Origin of the sequence: Azospirillum brasilense (assembly GCF_003349955.1) — a bacterium.
Lineage (GTDB): Bacteria > Pseudomonadota > Alphaproteobacteria > Azospirillales > Azospirillaceae > Azospirillum > Azospirillum brasilense_B.
On the sequence record NZ_QLKQ01000034.1, the window covers coordinates 20,455 to 40,013 of the forward strand.

The window sequence follows — 19,559 nt, forward strand, 5'->3', positions numbered from 1 at the left end:
CGCGTTGTTTTGCAGACCCATGGTATCAGCGCCGCCTACCGGGCATCCAGGAAAGCCAGGAGATCACGGTTGAAGCGGTCCATGTGCGTCAGGAACAGGCCGTGCGGCGCCCCCTCGTAAACGGTCAGCGTCGCGTTCGGCATCAAGGCGGCGGTCTTCCTCCCGGTGATGCCGAGCGGGCTGGAGACGTCGAGATCGCCATGGACCAGCAGGGTCGGCACGACGATGCCCGGAAGCTCCCGCCGGAAATCGGTGGACGTTGTCGCCCGATGGCAGTCCAGCAGCGCCTTCATCGACGCCTGCAAGGCCATCGCTTTCACCCACTCCATCATGCCCGCCGAACTGTCCGCCGCCAGGAAGGGACGAATGTTGTCCTCCAGCCATTTCGGGAAGTCCCGCATCAGGCATTCCGAGCGGAAGGCCTCGAAAACGGCGGGATCGATTCCGTCCGGATCATCGTCGGTGCGGCCGAGGGTTGGAGTCACCGTGCCGACCAGGACGGCGCGGGACACACGATCGCCGCCGTGCCGGCTCAGATAGCGGATGATCTCGCCGCAGGACATGGAATGGCCGACCAGGGTGACGCCGCGCAGGTCCAGCCGGTCGAGCAGGGAGGCGAGGTCGTCGGCCAGCCGGTCGAAGTCGAAGCCGCGTCCCGGATCGCTCGACCGCCCATGGCCGCGGCGGTCGTAAGCCACGCAGCGGCACCCACGCTCCGCCAGCGCCAGCATCTGGTAGGCCCAGGAGTCGGAGTTCAGCGACCAGCTGGACAGGAAGACGACGGGCCTCCCATCCCCCCAATCGCGGTAGAAGAGCCGCACGCCGTCGTCCGTGTCGAGGAAGCCGGGCTGGTTCGGGTCGGCGGGCGATGCCGGAGTCATGCTCATGATCTGTGCTCCTGTGTGCGGAACGCTGCGGGGCGGGGCATCCGGTGCGCCGCGCACCCGCCGCCGTGATGGTCCGGTTCGACCGGACATCCGCAGCATCGTCGTTCCGCGAACGGCGCGCGATTACATGGCAGGTAAGGGAAAAGCCCGCGGGTGCGTCATCGGACCCCGCCACTCCTCAGGACGACCGTTGCCGGCCTCGGCGGCCCGGTCGCCGCGAGCCGAGAGCCCCGGCGATCAGGACCGTCAGCGCGACGCTGCCGATGAAGGCGGCCACCATCACCCCGCCGAAGCCGGTCGCGTCGGAGGCGATGCTGCCGGCGCCCGCCGACGCCAACCATCCCGGCGCGAGCATGGCAGGCGCCCACACGGCGGCCGACGCGACATTGGCGAACTGGAACCGGCGGCCGTTCATCTTCATCATCCCGGCGACGAGCGGGACGATCGAGCGCAGGGGACCGAGAAACCGCCCGATGAACACCGCGGCGAAGCCGTACCGGCGGAAGAACAGGCGCGATTTCGCCACCTCCCCCCGGTAGCGGGACAAGGGCCGCCGGTACACCACCGCCGGCCCCAGCCAGCGCCCCAGGCTGTAGGACACGGCGTCGCCCGCGATGGCTCCCAGGACCGCTCCGGCGACCACCGGGACCGGGTCGATGATGCCCAGCCCCAGAAGCGTGCCGAACATGATCATGAGGGCCGTCGCCGGCACGGCGAGGCCGACCAGGACCACCGACTCGCAGAACGCCAGGACCGCAACGACCGGGCCGGCCCAGTCGTGATGGCGTTCCAGGAAATGCATGGCCATCTCGACGGCTGCGTCCATGACGTGATCCACCTTTGACCGTTTCAGGGGAACGGAGAGACAGCATAGCCGTGGCGGCTGACATGGGCCTGACGGCTTCCAGCCGCTGCCGCGGAATCGCATACCCGCATCAGGTGCGCGTCAGCTCGGGACGGCAGGCTGCCGCCGGACACCACACCAAGAAGAAACGGAGACGGGACGATGCAGATATGGGAAGCGGCGGTGCTGGGGCTCTTGCAGGGCCTGACCGAGTTCCTGCCGATCTCGTCGAGCGCGCATCTCAGGATCGCGGGTGAGTTCCTGCCATCCGGCGCCGATCCCGGCGCGGCCTTCACCGCCATCACGCAGATCGGCACGGAACTGGCCGTCCTCATCTATTTCCGGGAGGACCTGATACGGATCGCGACGGCGATGATCCGCCAGACATCGGGTATCGGCGGGCACGTCCCGGAGGACGCGCGCATGGGATGGCTCATCGTGGTCGGCAGCGTGCCCATCGTCGTCCTCGGCCTGCTGTTCAGCGGAGCCATCGAAACGAGCTTGCGAAGCCTCTACATCGTCGCCACCACGCTCATCGTGTTCGGCATCATCCTCGGCCTCGCGGACCGGTACGGCCGCCGGCGCAAGATGCTGGCCGAACTGTCGTGGCGCGACGGCCTTCTGCTCGGCTTCGCCCAGGCGATGGCGCTCATCCCCGGCGTGTCCCGGTCGGGAGGCACCATCACCGCGGCCTTGATGCTGGGCTTCACGCGGGAGGCGGCGGCGCGCTACTCCTTCCTCCTCGCCGTTCCGGCGGTGTTCGGCTCGGGCTTCTACCAGCTCGTCAAATCCTGGGGGGAGCCGCAGCACGTCGCCCTCGCCCCGACGATCGTGGCGACCGCCGTCGCCTTCCTGGTCGGCTACATCGTGATCGTCGCGTTCCTGAAGCTCGTGTCGCGGGCCTCCTTCATGCCGTTCGTGATCTACCGGACGGTGTTGGGGATCGCGCTGCTGGCGCTGCTGCAGCTTGGCGTGATCACCCCCTGACGGCGTCGGCCTCGGCCACGGCGAGCGGCACGATCAGCTCGATGGCGAAGGTGGGGCCGGTTCCGATGCGGGCCTCCCCACCTAGGTTGCGCAGGATGCGACGGACGATGGCCAGACCGAGCCCGGACCCCGGCGAGTTCGGCACGCCCTTGTGGAAGCGCTCGAACAGCACATCCCCGGCATCCTGGGGAACCGCCGCCCCTTCGTCGGACACGCGCAGGACCGCCGTGCGCTCGTCCTGGCTCGCGAGGGAGACCGAGACCCGGCCCCGCCCGTGGCGGAAGGCGTTGTCGAGAAGGTTCCTCAGGGCTTGGCGAAGCTGCCGGTGCGCGTCCTCGACGACCAGCCCCTCGGCGACGGCGACGTCGATCGTGCGTGAGGCCGCCTCATAGGCCGGCAGCATGTCGGCAACGGCCTCCCGGACGATCCTGGCGAGCCCGACGCGGGCTTCCGGCCCGTGGGGGCGCCGGCCGCCACCCTGATCGGCGCGGGCCAGGGCCAAAAGCTGCTCGATGAGGTGGCGCATCTGTTCCATGTCCCGCGCGATGGCGGTCCAATCGGGGCTTCGCTCCGCGCGCGCCTTTTGCAGCCGAAGATCAAGCACCGCGAGCGGCGTTCTCAGCTCATGGGCCGCATCGGCGGTGAATCGCCGTTCGATTTCGTAGGCCGACGACAGGCGGTCCAGCGCCTGGTTGGCGGAGATCGCCAGCGGGACGATTTCTTCCGGCAGTTCACGGAGCGGGATGCGACGGTCGGGATGGGCGACGCCGATGGTCGAGGCGAGGTCAGCCGCGCGACGGACCGAGCCCAGCATCCAGCGCGCCAGGAAAATGATCGACACCAGCGAAATGGCGGCCAGGATCGCGATGACGACGGACGACCCGGCCATGCGTTCGCGGAACAGCTGGCACAGCTCCTCGCAGTCCTCCCAGTCGTTGCGGCTCGCGACGAGGACGCGGTCGTCGCCGATCCGACGCGCCGTGATGGCGGCCCGCGTGGTCTCCGGAAACGCCTCCGGACTGCGGAACGGCAGCGGCGCGGCCCCCTCCGGCGCGCTCGCGATGAGTTCGGCGGAGCGCGTGTAGAGCGTGTAGCGCCAGTCCGAGGCGGAGAACTGCACGGGAAGGGCGCCGAGATTCGAACCGTCCGGGGCGGGCGTCACCGCGGCGAGAAGGGTGTCGACCTGCTCGTTCAGGACGTGCGCGCGGATGTCCTCGTCCAGGTCGAGCAGATAGATCACGACGTTGCCCGCCCCCAGCGCGAAGACGAGCGCCATGACCAGGAGCAGGCGGGAGCGCAGGCTATTCATCCGCAAGCGCCCGCGCCTCCACCGTCATCTTGTAGCCGACGCCGCGGACCGTCGCGATCTGGACACAGGCGCCCGCCGCCTGGAGCTTCTTGCGCAGGCGGGAGACGATCGCCTCGATCGCGTTCGGCGTGACGGCCTCGTGGATGGCATACAGCCTGTCCTCAAGCTGGTCCTTGATGACGATGCGCGGCGCCGACCGCATCAGCTCCTCAAGCAGGGCGAACTCCTTGCGCCCGAGGTCGAGCGACCGCGCATCCACCCGCGCGTCCCAGGACGAAACGTCGAAGGTGAGGTTGCCGAGTGCGAAGGACTCCGTCTGGCGCGGCCCCGGTCGGCGAAGGATGGCCCGCAGCCGCGCCTCGAGTTCCCTGAGGTCGAAGGGCTTGACCAGATAATCGTCGGCCCCGGCGTTCAACCCCGCGAGACGGCTCTCCAGAGCGTCGCGGGCCGTGAGGATCAGCACCGGCACCGCCTGCGACGCCCGCTGCCGGACATGCTCCAGGACGGCCATGCCGCTCGCCTTGGGCAGGCCGATGTCGAGCACGATGCCGTCGTAGCGCGTGATCCCGAGCGCCGTGATCGCATCCTCGGCGGAACCGACGGAATCCACCACGAAGCCGACCCTCGCCAGATGGCCGGCGACCATCTCCGACAGGGCCTGATGATCCTCCACCAGCAACAGTCTCACATTGACCTCGCTGACATCACGCCGCCCGTTCATGCAGGGACCGCCAAAGCCGCACGAGTTCGTCGCGATCGGCGGCCAGCACTTCCACGCCGGCCCAGCCGTTCCAGGCGCCCGCGATGCTCCAGGCCGGATCGCTGACATGCGCCTGCGGCAAGCGGTAATGAAAGACGGCCCGGCTTCCGATCTTCTCATGGGGGAGCGCCGCCCTCACCCGGGCCGGGAAGAGGTGCAGGAACAAGGGCAGCAGATCGAGGTCGCGGTTCCGCGTCGGGTTGGCGGCAAGATAGTCCTCGACCAAGGTCGGCAGATCCGGCCAGTAGTCCGGGGCAACGACGCGGCGGACATAGTCGTCGGGATAGGGCGCGGGCAGGAAGCCCGGGGTTGGTCCTTGATCGGTCGTCCCGCGGCGCAGATGGGCGTTTCGCAGAAGGAACGCCTTCAGCACGGCGGTGATCGTGTCGGCGTCGAGGTTGGGCGGGTCGATGTTGAAATGCAGCCCCAGCGACCCGAGCCACGTCGCCCCGGCGCCCCGGGCACCCGCATCACGCAGCGCGCGCACGGCGTCGTCCACGCGGTGCAACTCGTCGAACGGGAGCGGCGCGGTGATCAGTTCACGCGGCACGATGCCTTCCAAAGCCGTGCCGAGCCAGGCGGCCACCGCCGGGTTCAGGCGCACGCGCTGAACCGCCGCCGCCCGCCGCGGATGGGCATGGCGCACGTCGAGTTCGACGCTTAGGCGCCCGATCGTGGTGTCCGGAACGTGAAAGGCGTGGGGGTCCTCCTCGTCGCAGGTCCCGCCGAACGCGCGCGCCAGCGTCTGGGCGGCGGTCCGGGCGCTGATGCCCAGAAATTCGATCTCCACCCCCACGCGCCGGATCGCCCCTTGCGCGGTTCGCGTCGACGGCGGTCGCTGGAAGCGGAAAGCGGATCGGTGAACGCTCGTGCGACGTTCGGGCAGGGAAACGTCGGCCGGCGGGGGATCATGATTGCGCATGCCCCGCATGTGGCCCCGCGCTTCCGGTTTCCAAGATGGTCCGCTGCAACGCACAAAATTCCCGTCATGGACACCGGTCGCGCCCAGGGTCCGACCTCAACACAAGGCCCGACTGGACGCGCGATGGTCGTGCCCCCAAATAGGCGGACGTCACTTGGGGAACCTTGAATCCATGCTGATCACCGCGCGCTCCGCAGCTTTCGTCATCGCCGCCGGCCTGTGCGTCGCCACTCCCGCCGCCGCGGCCGACCCGGCGGCCGGCACCGGGCCGCTCTGCTCGCCGACGGTGTCCGCCGCCCTCACCAGTTGGGACATGGGGTTGCAGGCCGCCGGCACGTTCGGCGACCGCGCCGTCGCCTTGGCGAAGGAAAAGGGACGGGAGTACATCCTGCCGTTGCTCGGCATCGATCCGGCGGAGTCGCAATCCGGCACCGAGGACGGAACCGGCGCCATCGGCCGCCTGCTCGAATCCAGCCGCCATGATCCGCAGCAGCGTCTGGATTTGTGCATCGCGATCACCGGGGCGGTCGAATCGGCGAAGGGATCGACGGCGGCCGGCCTGGAGGCCCTGAAACGGGCCCTAGACGGCGTCCTCCCGCCAGCACCGGCGGAAAAACCGGCGGAAAAGCCGTTGGACGGACAGATCCGGATCTGACGGCTTCCCCAGGCGGAACGGGGCGGGCGCGCCCCGACCGTTCATGGGTGCCACCAACGGTTTCGGGCTACCACCCCGACTTCACGGTTGCGCGAAGGCGTGCCGAAACCACATGATCGGGGCAGGTGCAACAATGACGGAGCGCCCCCGGCGACCGGCCGGGGACACCATGAACGTTTCAAGCGGCCCTTGTGGGCCGCAGGGTACCCGGCCCGACCGGATGTCCTGCGGCGTTCCCCCGCAGCCCGATTCGGGCGATTCCCAAGACGCAGACCCGCGGCCCGACACGCCCTGGCGGCCAAGCCCGGCGTCGAGCCGGTGCTGGAACCAGGCCAGGGCGCCCCTCGCCCCGCCCGGCTCACACCCGTGGTCAGCAGCCCAACCGCCCCTGAGCCGTTGGAGCCCGCCGTCTGCCCTCACGCCTGGAATCGCCCGTCATGCTGTCTTTTGAAATCGCCATCATCGTCGCGCTGACCCTGTTGAACGGGGTGTTCGCCATGTCCGAGCTGGCCGTCGTCTCGTCGCGGAAGACCCGGCTGCAAAGCATGGCCGATCAGGGCAACGGCGGCGCCCGGATGGCGCTGCGGCTGATCGATGACCCGAGCCGCTTCCTCAGCACGGTGCAGATCGGCATCACGATGGTCGGCGTCGTCGCCGGCGCGTACGGCGGCGCGACGCTGGGCGACCGGCTCGGCCAGTGGCTCGACAGTTTTCCCGCCCTGGCCGGACGCGGTGAACTGCTCGGCGTCGGCGGCGTGCTGGTCGTCATCACCTATTCGTCGATCGTCCTGGGCGAGCTGATTCCCAAGCGGATCGCGCTGAAAAGCCCGGAGCGCGTGGCCTCGCTCATCGCCCCGCCGATGCGCCTGCTGTCCCGCGTCGCCGCTCCCTTCGTCTGGCTGCTCGGGGCGTCGACCGACCTGCTGCTGCGCCTGCTCGGCCTGCAGGGGGCGCGGGAGGAATCGGTCACCGAGGAGGAGGTCCGCTCGATGATCTCCGAAGGCACGCAGGCCGGCGTGTTCGCTCCGGCCGAGAAGGAGATGATCGACGGCGTGTTGCGGCTGGCCGACCGGACGGTGCGCACCATCATGATTCCGCGCCCCGACGTCGCGTGGCTCGATCTGGGCAAGACGCAGGCCGACCAGCTGGCGGCGATCCGCGCCGGGGGCCATTCCCGCTACCCGGTGTGCCGCGGTGAACTCGACGAGCTGGTCGGCGTCATCCACACCCGCGATCTGGTCGACGCCCTCGTCGAAGGCCGGCCATTCGACCTGGAGGCCCAGGTCGCCCGGCCCCTGGTCGTGCATGACGGCACGCCGATCCTGAAACTGCTGGAGTTGATGAAGACCTCCGGCCACCATCTGGCGGTGGTCGTCGACGAGTATGGCAGCATCGAGGGCATCGTCACGCTGACCGACATCCTGGAAACCATTGCCGGCGATCTCCCGGACGTCGGCGAGGCCATGGAGACCGCGGCGGTGCGTCGGGAGGACGGGTCCTGGCTGGTCGAAGGCTGGATGCCGGTGGACGAGTTCGAGGACACCGTCGGGCTGCGCGGGGTGCGCGGCACCGGTGACTTCCACACGGTGGCCGGGTTGGTGCTCCATCATCTGGGCCACGTTCCGGTGGCCGGCGAAGCGTTCGAATGGAACGGCGTCCGGGTGGAGGTCGTGGACATGGACGGCCGCCGGATCGACAAGCTGCTGGTCGTTCCCCGGCCCGATCCGTCCGCCGCGGCCGCTGAATAACGGCGGCGCCGGCTCGGAAACCAACGGCTGTTTTTGATAATAAGAACAGTTCGCATTATAGGTCCGATGCGGCTATACCGGTGTGACCGGCATCCCAGGCGATGGCCCCACGGGTGCCGGTTTCATCGCATCGGCCAATCCGCCCATCTGTGACCGACACCCTCCGCCTTTTTCCGCCCGACGCCCTCCAATCTTGGAACGCCCGATGACGGGCCCCGTCGGCGCTTGGGCGCGCAAGATCGCCGAGTTGTTCGATGCGCATCGATTGCGCGTGGAGCGTGCGATCACGCGGCGGACCGGGGACCCGCAGACGGCGGGCGATCTCGCGCAGGATGCCTTCCTGCGGCTGGCCCGTCTGCCCGATGGCGAGGCGATCCAGAACCCGGCCGGCCTGCTGTATGTGGTGGCCGACCGCGTGGCGCTCGACCATTGCCGGGCCGCCAAGCGCCAGCGCCAGCGCGAGGCCGGACCGCCCGACGAGGATCTGCCCTCCTCCGGCCCCGCGGCCGATGCGGTGGTGGAGCGGAACCAGACCATGGCCCGGCTGCGCGGCGCCATCGACTCCCTGCCGCCCAAAACCCGTGACGTCTTCCTTCTCTACCATGTCGAGGGCTTGTCCTACCGCGCCATCGGCGAGCGGCTTGGCATCTCCCCCCGCACGGTCGAGTACCATCTGCGCACGGCGCTGGAGCAATGCCGTGCGCACATGAAGCGGCGCCCGCTGCGATGATGGGCGGGGTGAAGGTCCCGGCCGGTCATTTTCTTTGAGGGATCGGCCGCCCTCGACCGTCTATCCAAACACGAGACAACTGGAGCGCTCAGCGGGACGCGATGGATCATCAGGACGGACAGCGCAGCGAGCCGGCGAACGGCGAACCGGCGAACGGCGAACCGGACGAGGACCGGCTGTTCTCGGAAGCCAACGCGTGGTACTTCCGCCTGCAATCCGACGACGTCCGGCCGGCGGAACGCGCCGCCTTTGCCGACTGGCTGGCCCGCAGCCCAGCCCACTCCCACGCCTGGGCCGGCCTGCAGACCCTCCTTCACGACCTGAAGGAACCCGCCCGCGCCGCCTACGCCGAGTCCCGCAGCGCCCTTCCTCGCCGCCCCGCGTCGGCCGGCATCCGGCGCCTTGCCGCGGCGATGACGATCCTGTTGGCGGTTGGCGGCCTCGGCGTCTGGCGCGGGCCAGCGCTCTACCAGAATGCCGTCGCGGATCAGGTGACCGCGACCGGGCAGCGTCGGACCCTGACGCTGCCGGACGGCTCCACGGTCGAGATGAACGGCGACACCGCGCTGGCGCTCGATTATCAGAATGGCGAACGGCGCGTGCGGATTCTGCGCGGCGAGGCGTGGTTCAACGTCGCGCGCGACCCCGATCATCCCTTCGTCGTCGATGGCGGGGCGGGGGCCGCCCGTGTGCTGGGAACCCAGTTCAGCGTCCGGCGCGAGAGCGACCGCACGACGGTCACCGTGGGCGAAGGGCTGGTCGAGGTCGCCGCCCACCGGAACGCCAACGGCAACGCTCCCTGGCCCGACAGCGTCCGCCTGCGCCCCGGCGAGAGCGCGGAGGCCGACGTCGACGGCGTGACCGGTCCACGGGCGGCGGACCCCGCCGTCGCCTTCGCATGGCGCCAAGGGCAGATCGTCTTCCGCCAGCAGTCGCTCGCCTCGGTCATCGCGGCCTTGAACCGGCAATGGCCGGGCCGGGTGATCCTGCTGAACGACGAGGCGGCGGAGCGCGTCGTGTCCGGCGTCTTCGCGCTCGACCGGCCGGACGCCGTGCTCGACGCGCTGGAGCGCGGCCTCGGCGTGCGCGCCACCCGCATCACTCCATACTTGACGCTGCTCCGCTGAAAAAACGGCTATTCGCCTTTCGCGGTTGATCGGCTCCCCGCTCGATGGCCTGGGTGAGGTTGGCCAGTTCGTCCAGGTCCGCCCTGAACGCGACCAGCGCGTCTGGCTGGTCGGCGCAGCTCTTGCTGCAATCGGGGCACAGGAAGCGCTGCCGGTCGAATCAGATGCCGACGCGCTTGCCGTGAATGGGCAGGTCGTGGATGCGGACCTCGCGCGTCCCGTTGGGACGCGGGGTTGCTTCATTCCACATGAATTTTTTGTGCGTTACCAAATTCGTGTCCGCAAAACCGACAAACAACAGCCGCCTGCTTGATCGTTTCAGCACAACGCGGACATGTTTTAGTGTCTTCCTCAAAAGATGCGACTGGACTCGAATTCTGGCGGTTCTCACGATCCCATTGCTCGCGCACGGACTCGGATGGCTTCTGTTGGTCGAGGTTAGGCAGAGCAAGTAGGATCAGGATGGTAAGAGGAGTCAATAAGAGCGCTAAAGCTACCCAACCGGGAACGCTACGGCCCTTACGTCGCGCGAGCACACCTGCCACGATAGCCAGGATGATCCAAACAACAATAATTTCCATAATTACGAACCCTTCATGTCTGAGATTCTTTTTATGGCTCACACGTCAGCAGGCGATCAACCCTTAATAGCGGTTCTGATCCGCTCGGCGTCGTATGAGCCCGCCCCTCCGCTGGCCATCTGGTCCAGCGAGATCACCCGGCTTCTTGCAATCGGCGCCGAGGCCGGGCTACTGGCGGAGTGTCGCGGGCCGGGTCGCAGCCTCACAGACGGACGAACACGCCGCGCGCGTTTGTTCGCGTCCTTTTTGCTTTCCAACCGCGAAAGGCGAACAGCCGAAAAAAACGGCGGACCCTGAAAAAAACTTCCCAGGGTTCTCCACGCGCCCGTCGTCATGATCGGGAAAGGAGAGAATGAGACGCAATCGCAGAAAGCGGCGCGCTCTCTCACCGGACGACAGAGGCGAGCGATGACATCAGTGAAGTGTGAAGCGACGGGTGTGACGAACGGACGCCGGGACCGCGTCCAGGATGGCCGGTTGGAGCGCGTGGTCCCGAAGCGGCTTTTGGGACGGCTCCTGGCGACGACGATGCTGATCGTGCCGGGCCTTCTGCTGTCCGGCGCCTCCGCGGCCCTGGCGCAGTCGGCCCAGGGTGCGGGCCAGGAGTCGATCCAGGCCGGCCCGGTGACCTTCGCCATCGCGCCGCAGTCGGTGGACGGGGCGCTTGCCGCCTTCTCCACCGCCACGCGCATCCAGGTGCTGAGCCCCGGCGCCGTGACCCAGGGCGTCAACTCTCCCGGCGTCAGCGGATCGATGACCGCGCGCGAGGGGCTGAACCGCCTGTTGTCCGGCACCGGGCTGGCCGCCCGCTTCCTCAACGCCGAGACCGTGACGGTCGAGCGTGTGGCCGCCGGCGACGCCGTCCTGCTCGATCCGGTGCAGGTCGAAGGAAGCCGGGGCGCCACCGGCCCCGGCGCCCTGCCCCCGGCCTATGCCGGCGGTCAGGTGGCGCGCGGCGGGCGCATCGGCGCGCTGGGCAACCAGGACGCCATGGACGTTCCCTTCTCCATCACCAGCTACACCGCCGAAACCATCCGCAACCAGCAGGCGGACACCATCGCCGACGTTCTGGCCAACGACCCGGCGGTGCGCAGCAGCCTTGGCTACGGCAACTTCGCCGAGAGCTTCGTCATCCGCGGCTTCCAGCTGGCGGGGGAGGACCTGTCGGTCGACGGCCTGTACGGCACCGCCCCGCGCCAAATCGTCGCCACCAACATGTTCGAACGGGTGGAGGTGCTGAAGGGCGCCAACGCCTTCCTGAATGGTGCGGCCCCCAGCGGGTCCGGCATCGGCGGCGGCGTGAATCTCGTGCCCAAGCGGGCGGAGGACGACCCGCTGACCCGGCTGACCGCCAGCTACGCCATGGACAGCCGGCTCGGCCTGGCCGCCGATGTCGGCCGCCGGTTCGGCGACGCCAAGCAATTCGGCGTGCGCGCCAACGCCGCGGTCCGCGGCGGCGACACCGCCATCGACGGCGAGGAGCGGCGGCTGACGCTCGGCTCCCTGGCTCTGGATTACCGCGGCGAGCGCGCCCGCGTGACGCTCGACGTCGGCACCCAGACCCAGCGGGTGGAGCGGGGGCGTCCGGTGGTCTATGTCGGCACTTTCGTCCCGGCGGTGCCGTCGGCCTCGCAGAATTACGCGCAGCCGTGGAGCTATTCGCGGATGCGCGACACCTTCGGCCAGATCCGCGCCGAATACGACCTCCTGCCCAACCTGACCGCCTACGGCGCCTTCGGCCTGCGCAGCATGCGCGAGGACGGCGACTATGCTTCCCCCACCATCACGCGGCCCGACGGCACCGGCACGGTCCGGCGCCTGACCGTCCCGCGCGAGGACGACACCGTCACCGGCCAGGGCGGCGTCCGGGCCGACCTGCAGACCGGCCCGTTCCGGCACCAGCTGAACGCCGGCGCCTCCGCGCTGCGGACGACCAACAACAACGGCTTCGAGTTCGGCGCAACCTCCGCCATCAACCTCTACACCATGGTCGGACTGCCGCGCCCGGCGACGACCTCGGCCAGCGGCATGGTCGGCGATCCGCCGAAGGTCAGCGAGTCGGTGCTGCGCAGCGTCTACGCGTCGGACACCGTGTCGATCCTGAACGACCGGGTGATGGTCACCGCCGGCCTGCGCCAGCAGAACATCCAGGTGCGCGGCTACAACCGGGCCAATGGCGCCCGCACCTCCGATTACGACCAGTCGGCGCTGACTCCGGTGGTCGGGCTGGTGGTGAAGCCGGTCGAGACGCTGTCGCTCTACGCCAACCGGATCGAGGGGCTGGCGCAAGGGCCGACCGCCCCGTCCACGGCGGTCAACTCCGGCGAGATCTTCGAGCCCTACCGGTCGGTCCAGTACGAGGTCGGCGGCAAGCTGGACTTCGGCAGCTTCGGCGGCGCGCTGTCGCTGTTCCAGACCACCCAGCCCAGCGGAGTCACCGACCCGTTCACCCGCGTCTACAGCGTGTCCGGCGAACAGCGCAACCGCGGCATCGAACTGATGCTGTACGGCGAACCGGTGCAGGGCGTCCGGCTGCTCGGCGGCGCCACCTTCATCGATCCGGAGCTGAGCGACACCGGCAGCGCCGCGACCGAGGGCAAGGACGCCGTCGGCGTGCCGCGCCACCAGTTCAACGCCAACGTCGAATGGGACCTGCCCTTCCTCCCCGCGTCCTTCCCCACCGTGACGGTGACCGGGCGGATGATCCACACCGGATCGCAGTATCTCAACACCGCCAACACGCTAAAGATTCCCAGCTGGACCCGCTTCGACGTCGGCGCGCGGATGATCGCCGACGTGCAGAACCGTCCGGTCACCATCCGGGCGGCGGTCGAGAACGTGACCGACAAGGCCTATTGGGCGTCGGCCTCCGGCGGCTACCTGAGCCAGGGCGCCCCGCTGACGGCCAAGCTGTCGGTGTCGGTGGACTTCTAAGTGTTTCCGACCCGGCGAAGTCATGAGGGGGGCATGAGGGGCGCGCGATGACCAACCGAACCATCCGGATTTGGACTGTGATCCACAAATGGACCAGCCTGATCTGCACGATCTTCATGCTGCTGCTGTGCCTGACCGGCCTGCCCCTGATCTTCCATGACGAGATCGAGGCGCTGACGGCGGAGGACACGCTTCCGCCCATGCCGGCCGACACGCCCTTGAAGTCGCTGGACGAGGCGGTGGCGTCGGCGCTGGCGACCTACCCCGGCGAGCGTCCGCTGTTCCTCAGCTTCGACGTGGACCGGCCGGTGGTGAACGTCACCACCGGTCCGGGGGCCCGCCCTCCGGTGTCGCAGATGCACATCTCCGCCATCGATCTGCGCACCACGCGGATTTTGGCCGACCTGAACGACGACGGCGGGTTCATGCATGTGATGCTGCGCCTGCACGTGGACCTGTTCGCCGGGCTGCCCGGCGAGCTGTTCCTCGGTTTCATGGGCTTCCTGCTGTTCCTGGCCACCCTGTCGGGGGTCGTGATCTACGCCCCCTTCATGCGCAAGCTGTCCTTCGGTACGGTGCGGGCCGGGCGCGGCCGGCGGCTGAAATGGCTCGACCTGCACAACATGCTGGGCATCGTCACGCTGATGTGGGTGGTGGTGGTCGGGCTGACCGGCGTCATCAACACCCTGTCCGTGCCGCTGGTCGCCTATTGGCGCGCCAACGAGCTGGCCGCGATGATCGCCCCCTACGAGGGCAAGCCGGTTCCGGAGCGCTTCGCCTCGGTCGACGCGGCGGTCCGCACCGCCATGGAGGCCGCCCCCGGCATGCGGCCGCAATTCGTCGCCTTCCCCGGCGTGCGCTTTACCAGCAACCACCATTACGCGGTGTGGCTGAAGGGAGCCACGCCGGCCACCAACCGGATCCTCACCCCCGCCCTGATCGACGCCGAGACGGGGGCCTTCACCGACATGCGCTCCATGCCCTGGTACATGCTGGCGCTGCGGTTGTCGCAGCCGCTGCATTTCGGCGACTATGGCGGGCTGCCGATGAAGGTTCTGTGGGCGGTGCTGGATCTGCTGACCATCGTCATCCTCGGCAGCGGCCTGTATTTGTGGATCGCCCGCCGCCGCCTCGTCCAGGCTCGCCGCACCCAGGATCATGCCCAGGATCATGCCCAGGATCACGTCGCCGCAGAACCCGGCCTGCGCGGCGCCGCCGGAGGGGCCGCGGAATGACGTCGCGCACTCCCTTCCGGCCTCTGGCGGTCTTCGGAATTCCCTTGGCGATCGCGCTCGTCACCGCCGTCGGGCTGGTCGCCGCCCTGCTGGATGACGGCGTCGTCGACGCCGTGTCCTGGGTCGCCTTGTCGGTCCCCGTGCTCACCGCGGCTTGGTCCTGGCGCAAACGCGGGCGCTGATAACCGTTCACGATACACCCACGATAAAACATCGGGTTGACCGGCGGGCTGGGGCGTCGGCGCCCATGTCGGTCCACGGGGATGCGGCTTCCGCGCCGGGCGATGAACCGCCCCCCGTGGCCGATCGCCGCAGGGTCTTTAGATGCAAATAGGAATCACTTGCAAATTCAATTCCTGATTGGCAGAACCTGAGCTTTCTCCACCAAATCGGATGGCGCTCCATGATTGGAAACGCATCGATGGCGGAAGCCGCCTTTCACGGGCTGGCCTTGGCCGCGACCGTGGTCGGAATCGCCGGGTTCTACCTTTCGGCACCGCGCCAGCAATGGCTGGCCCGCCCGCTGGCCGGCCGGCGCAGCCGCATGATCGGGACGCTTGCCCTGCTGGAGGGGTGGCTGCTGTGGTCGGTGGTGATGCATCCGGTGACCGCTTTGTTCACCAGCCTCACCGTCGCGATGCTGCTCCTCACCATCCTGCCCTTCGCCGCCACCGCCCGCGGAGTCATGCTCGCGCGCCGGGAGGGCTGAGCGATGGCCGACGCCTCCTCCGCCCGCAACGCGCCGGCGCCGATCCGTCCTGACTGGTGGAGCAAGGGCGTGGCCGGGGTGATCCTGGGATTCGCGCTGGCCATTGCCATGGCGGGGCTGTTCGCCTGGATCGGCCCCGGCGGGCCGGCGGCGGTGAACAAGCTGCAGTTCGTCATGTGGCTCGTCGTTCCGATCTGGCTGGGGGTGGCCAGCCTCTGCTTCCTGTTCCGCAGCGGGCGTCAGGCGTGGCTGTGGCTGGGCGGCGCCAACATCCTGGCCCACACGGCGCTGCTCGCCGCGCGCAGTCCACTGCTGCCCTGACCCTTCGCCACCCGTCCCGCCCTCACAGCCGCGAGCCGAGCCATGGCCATCCGTACCGACGTCGTGCGCCTCTACCGTCAGCTCCACACCTGGACCGGCATCCTGACCGGGTTGATCCTGTTCGTCTGCTTCTATGCCGGCGCCCTGACCATGTTCAAGGACCCGCTGGAACGCTGGATCACGCCGCCGGCGGCGGTGACTCCGGCGACGCTCGACCGGGCGGAGGACCTGGTCGCCGCCACGCGCGCCCTGCGGCCGGAGGTGCGGGACTTCACCCTGGCGGTCGAACCGGCGCTGGCTGGAGAGGCGCCGCTGCGCCTGACCTGGACGGAGGAGCGCTTCGACCCCGCCCCCTGGGCCGCCACCCTGGCCCCGGACGGGAGCGTGGCGGTCGAGCAACTCAATCCCTCCGGCATCGGGCTGCTGGTGGACTTCCTGCACCGCACAGTGGGCATTCCGGGCGATCTCGACATCGGCACGACGGTGACAGGAATCGCCAGCGCGCTCTATGTGGTGGCCCTGGTGTCGGGCGTGATCATCCTGCTGCCGTCGCTGGTCAAGGATTTCCTGATCCTGCGCGTCACCCGCAACGTGAAGCGGATGTGGCTGGACGTCCACAACGTGCTGGGGCTGATCAGCCTGCCCTTTCACCTCGTCATCGCCCTGTCGGCGGTGGTGTTCGGGCTGCACGACCACATCTACGACACGCTGGACCGCGTGGTCTATGGCGGACAGATGCGCGCCGTGGCGGCGGCCAGCAGCCCGTTCCGCACGGTGTCGAAGGACATGGGTTCGGCGGTCATGCTGCCCCCCAGGGAATTTCTGACGCGCGTCCACAGCCTCGCCCCCGGCTTCCAGCCGGTCAGCCTGGAGTATCACGACGCCGGCACCGGGGCCGCCACCGTGCGTGTCTGGGGACACGACCCGCGCTATCTGGTGCGGCGGGAGGGCTTCGTCCTGATGGGGGCGGTGGACGGCCGGATCATCGACACCGAATACATGCCGGGCCATCAGAACGGATGGTCGGCCACCGTCTCCGCCTTCTTCGCGCTGCATTTCGGGAGCTTCGGCGGCGGCATCGTGCGCTGGTCCTACTTCCTGCTCGGGCTGGCCGGGGCGGCGCTGTTCTACACCGGCAACCTGCTGTGGATCGAATCGCGGCGGCGGACGGAGCGTCAGGCGAAGGGGCCGGTCGAGCAGAGCCGAGCCACCCGCCTGCTGGCCGCCGGGACGGTCGGGGTCTGCCTGGGCTGCGTGGCCGGCCTGTCGCTGACCATCGCCGCCGGAAAATGGCTGAGCGGGATGGTGCACGACCTGCACGCTTGGCATTGGGGCGTCTATTACGCAACCTTCCTGGGCGCCTGCGCCTGGGCTTTCCTGCGCGGGGCGTCCCGCGCCGGGGTGGAGCTTCTGTGGGCCAGCGCGGCGGCCACCGCCGCCATTCCCGCAACGTCGCTGCTCGGCCTCGTCACGCCGGGCCTGTGGGTGTCGGATGGGCTGATCGGGGTCGATCTGGTGGCGTTGGCCGGCGCCCTGACCTTCGCCGCCATGGCCCGCAGCGCGGAGCGACGCGCCCTCGGCGGTCCGCGGGACAGCGTTTGGGCGGCCGCGGGCGGGCACGCGAAATCGGAGATGGGTCAGCAGCCGCTGCCACTCCCGGCTGAGTGATTGGAAGACCCCGAAAAACAACCGAACCGAGTCATACCCCTTGCAGACGTAGGGGATATGCACTAACAATCGAACGGCGTAATTGAGAATGATTCGCATTAGCAATTACGGATATGCCTAATCAGGGGATATGAGCATGACCATTCGCACATCGGGGGCGTGTGCACAGGCAGGGACGGCGACGGGCCGTCCGGTGGCCGCGGGGAAATCCGCCGCCATGGTGGGGGCGGCTCTGGCGGCCGCGCTGGCGGGGGGAACGCCGGCGCTGGCCCAGCAGGCCGCCACGGACGGGACGCTCGCCGGGGCCCAGACGTTGGGTCCGGTGACGGTCACCGCGACCGGCACGCCGGAAAGCACGCTGACCGCTCCCGCCTTCACCACCGTCATCACGTCGGAAGACCTGAAGAAGGAGGGCGTCGCCTCCTCCGGCCTGCCGGAGATCCTGAGCCGGTCGGTGGGCGTAAACGACCGCACCGACGCCACCGGCCGCGACGAGGTGGTGATCCGCGGCATGGGCGCCAACTATTCGCTGGTGCTGGTGAACGGGCGCCGGGTGTCCACTTCCGACGCGCTGTGGCGCGGCGGCGACTTCGATTACCACTCGATCCCGATGTCGGCCATCGAGCGGGTGGAGGTCGTGCGCGGCCCACTGTCGTCGCTCTACGGATCGGACGCCATCGGCGGCGTGGTCAACATCATCACCAAGAAGCCGACCGACACATGGTCGGGCGAGATCAACGGCGACTACCGCGTCGTCGAGCCGGGCCGCGGCGGCACCCAGTACCGCACCGGCCTGTATGCCGCCGGCCCGATCGTGGACAAGGTCTCGGCCTCGGTCTCCGCGGAGTACTTCAACCGGCAGGCTTGGTACGACGACTCCCGCTACAACGGCGTCGTTCCGGTCCTTGAAAAGAAGAACCTGGCGAACCTGCTGACCACGCTGGCTTTCGACGTCACCGAGAACCAGACGCTGGAGGCCAACTACGGCCTGAACCGCGACAATCGGCCCCGCGGCTATTACGACCGCTGGCTCTCCTCACAGAAGCAGGAGATCGTCCGCAACACCTTCGGCGCCGCCCATCGCGGCAACTGGGGCTGGGGCGACACGCTGCTGGAGGCCAATTACGAAGACGGCCGCATCGACGACTACAACTCGTCCTTCAACGCGCCGCAGCAGCGGCACCTGAAGGAGAAGAACCTCTTCCTGCACGGCCGCAGCAATTTCCGGCTCGGCTTCAACCGGCTGACCGCGGGCGCGGAATACCGCAAGCAGACGGTGGAGGACCCCAACACCTTCCTGCAGTCCGGCAAGTCGGAGATCGGGCAGAAGGCGGTCTATCTCCAGGACCAGATCGGGCTGATCGACGGGCTGACCCTGACGGTCGGCACCCGCTACGACCACCACGAGATCTTCGGCGGCGAATTCACCAGCCGCGCCAACGTCGTCTACGCGCTGACCGACGCGCTGTCGCTGAAGGCCGGCGTCAGCCAGGGCTACAAGGCGCCGGACGCCTACCAGCTCAGCCGCGAATACCGGATCGTGAGCTGCGGCGGCCGCTGCTTCCTGTCGGGCAACCCCGATCTCGAACCGGAGACCAGCACCAACTACGAGATCGGCCTGGAAACCCGCCATGACCGCTGGGACGGCAGCGTCGTGCTGTTCCACAACAAGGTCAAGGACATGATCCAGGCGGTCTACGATCCGGTGGCCGTCGCCCGCAATTGGAGCAACATCAACAACGTCGACATCTCGGGCGTCGAGGTCAACGGCTCGGTCAGCCTGACTCCGAAGCTGCTGCTGTCGGGCAACTACACCTACCTCTACACCGAGCAGAGCAACGGTGCGGAGCTGGACTACCGTCCGCGCCACAAGGTCAACGCCTCCCTGACGTGGCAGGCGCTCGACAACATCAGCACGTCGGTGTCGACCAGCTACACCGGCCGTCAGCTCCAGGGCACCAGCAAGATGCCCGGCTACACCCTGCTGAACTGGGGCGTCAGCGCCGACGTCACCGACGCGCTGACCGTCGGGGCCGGCGTCAAGAACATCACCGACGTCATCCTCAGCGAGAAGAACGTCAACTTCACGTCGGTGGAGGTGGGGCGCAACTACTACGTCTCCGCCAACTACCGCTTCTGATC

Annotated in this window: 19 protein-coding genes; 13 read left to right on the forward strand and 6 right to left on the reverse strand. The window is 68.5% G+C overall.

Annotated elements, in window-relative coordinates:
- Window positions 1-35: 35 nt before the first annotated feature.
- Window positions 36-887: an alpha/beta fold hydrolase gene (locus DXK32_RS16190; protein ID WP_114859455.1), complete on the reverse strand. Its 852-nt coding sequence runs from the start codon at window positions 885-887 to the stop codon at window positions 36-38.
- A gap of 178 nt (window positions 888-1,065) precedes the next feature.
- Window positions 1,066-1,713, reverse strand: coding sequence for a DedA family protein (locus tag DXK32_RS16195; RefSeq protein WP_114859456.1), 648 nt, complete (start codon window positions 1,711-1,713; stop codon window positions 1,066-1,068).
- A 180-nt stretch (window positions 1,714-1,893) separates the two neighbouring features.
- Between DXK32_RS16195 and DXK32_RS16200 the strand changes: the two genes are divergently transcribed.
- Window positions 1,894-2,718 (forward strand): undecaprenyl-diphosphate phosphatase, encoded by an 825-nt coding sequence (locus DXK32_RS16200; RefSeq protein WP_114859457.1) that lies wholly within the window; start codon window positions 1,894-1,896, stop codon window positions 2,716-2,718.
- On the opposite strand, the gene DXK32_RS16205 is transcribed toward DXK32_RS16200, so the two are convergent.
- From DXK32_RS16205 to DXK32_RS16215, 3 genes are read right to left on the reverse strand one after another with little or no spacing between them, the layout of a single operon-like run.
- Window positions 2,708-4,027, reverse strand: a complete 1,320-nt coding sequence (locus tag DXK32_RS16205; RefSeq protein WP_114859458.1) for a sensor histidine kinase — start codon at window positions 4,025-4,027, stop codon at window positions 2,708-2,710. The genes DXK32_RS16200 and DXK32_RS16205 overlap by 11 nt on opposite strands.
- Entirely contained in the window at window positions 4,020-4,715 is a 696-nt protein-coding gene (locus DXK32_RS16210) for a response regulator transcription factor (RefSeq protein WP_282184589.1), read from the reverse strand. Before DXK32_RS16210 ends, DXK32_RS16205 begins: the two co-directional genes overlap by 8 nt.
- A gap of 16 nt (window positions 4,716-4,731) precedes the next feature.
- Window positions 4,732-5,718 (reverse strand): amidoligase family protein, encoded by a 987-nt coding sequence (locus DXK32_RS16215; RefSeq protein WP_205215732.1) that lies wholly within the window; start codon window positions 5,716-5,718, stop codon window positions 4,732-4,734.
- 163 nt (window positions 5,719-5,881) lie between these two features.
- Between DXK32_RS16215 and DXK32_RS16220 the strand changes: the two genes are divergently transcribed.
- The 5 genes from DXK32_RS16220 to DXK32_RS32695 all read left to right on the forward strand — a co-directional run bounded on the left by DXK32_RS16220 (window position 5,882) and on the right by DXK32_RS32695 (window position 10,282).
- Entirely contained in the window at window positions 5,882-6,364 is a 483-nt protein-coding gene (locus DXK32_RS16220) for a hypothetical protein (RefSeq protein ID WP_114859460.1), read from the forward strand.
- Window positions 6,365-6,801: 437 nt separating this feature from the next.
- A complete protein-coding gene (locus DXK32_RS16225; protein ID WP_114859461.1) occupies window positions 6,802-8,112 on the forward strand; it encodes a hemolysin family protein in 1,311 nt (436 codons plus the stop codon).
- 205 nt (window positions 8,113-8,317) lie between these two features.
- Complete coding sequence (locus tag DXK32_RS16230) at window positions 8,318-8,842, forward strand: RNA polymerase sigma factor (protein WP_114859462.1); 525 nt, start codon at window positions 8,318-8,320, stop codon at window positions 8,840-8,842.
- A 101-nt stretch (window positions 8,843-8,943) separates the two neighbouring features.
- Window positions 8,944-9,969, forward strand: a complete 1,026-nt coding sequence (locus DXK32_RS16235) for a FecR family protein (RefSeq protein ID WP_114859463.1) — start codon at window positions 8,944-8,946, stop codon at window positions 9,967-9,969.
- Window positions 9,970-9,994: 25 nt separating this feature from the next.
- Window positions 9,995-10,282: a hypothetical protein gene (locus DXK32_RS32695; protein WP_205215735.1), complete on the forward strand. Its 288-nt coding sequence runs from the start codon at window positions 9,995-9,997 to the stop codon at window positions 10,280-10,282.
- Here the strand turns inward: DXK32_RS32695 and DXK32_RS33685 are convergent.
- On the reverse strand, window positions 10,209-10,550 hold the full coding sequence (locus DXK32_RS33685; RefSeq protein ID WP_205215733.1) for a zinc ribbon domain-containing protein: 342 nt from the start codon (window positions 10,548-10,550) through the stop codon (window positions 10,209-10,211). The genes DXK32_RS32695 and DXK32_RS33685 overlap by 74 nt on opposite strands.
- A gap of 438 nt (window positions 10,551-10,988) precedes the next feature.
- Between DXK32_RS33685 and DXK32_RS16245 the strand changes: the two genes are divergently transcribed.
- From DXK32_RS16245 to DXK32_RS16275, 7 genes are all read left to right on the forward strand, one after another.
- Entirely contained in the window at window positions 10,989-13,484 is a 2,496-nt protein-coding gene (locus DXK32_RS16245; protein ID WP_247877185.1) for a TonB-dependent receptor, read from the forward strand.
- Window positions 13,485-13,531: 47 nt separating this feature from the next.
- Window positions 13,532-14,719 (forward strand): PepSY-associated TM helix domain-containing protein, encoded by a 1,188-nt coding sequence (locus DXK32_RS16250; RefSeq protein ID WP_114859464.1) that lies wholly within the window; start codon window positions 13,532-13,534, stop codon window positions 14,717-14,719.
- Window positions 14,716-14,901 (forward strand): hypothetical protein, encoded by a 186-nt coding sequence (locus DXK32_RS16255; RefSeq protein WP_114859465.1) that lies wholly within the window; start codon window positions 14,716-14,718, stop codon window positions 14,899-14,901. The genes DXK32_RS16250 and DXK32_RS16255 overlap by 4 nt, the downstream gene beginning before the upstream one ends.
- A 221-nt stretch (window positions 14,902-15,122) precedes the next feature.
- Window positions 15,123-15,428 (forward strand): hypothetical protein, encoded by a 306-nt coding sequence (locus DXK32_RS16260; protein WP_247877186.1) that lies wholly within the window; start codon window positions 15,123-15,125, stop codon window positions 15,426-15,428.
- A gap of 3 nt (window positions 15,429-15,431) precedes the next feature.
- Complete coding sequence (locus DXK32_RS16265) at window positions 15,432-15,749, forward strand: hypothetical protein (protein ID WP_114859467.1); 318 nt, start codon at window positions 15,432-15,434, stop codon at window positions 15,747-15,749.
- Between the two features lie 42 nt (window positions 15,750-15,791).
- Window positions 15,792-17,417 (forward strand): PepSY-associated TM helix domain-containing protein, encoded by a 1,626-nt coding sequence (locus DXK32_RS16270; protein ID WP_114859468.1) that lies wholly within the window; start codon window positions 15,792-15,794, stop codon window positions 17,415-17,417.
- A 136-nt stretch (window positions 17,418-17,553) separates the two neighbouring features.
- Window positions 17,554-19,557 (forward strand): TonB-dependent receptor plug domain-containing protein, encoded by a 2,004-nt coding sequence (locus DXK32_RS16275; RefSeq protein WP_282184590.1) that lies wholly within the window; start codon window positions 17,554-17,556, stop codon window positions 19,555-19,557.
- Window positions 19,558-19,559 lie beyond the last annotated feature (2 nt).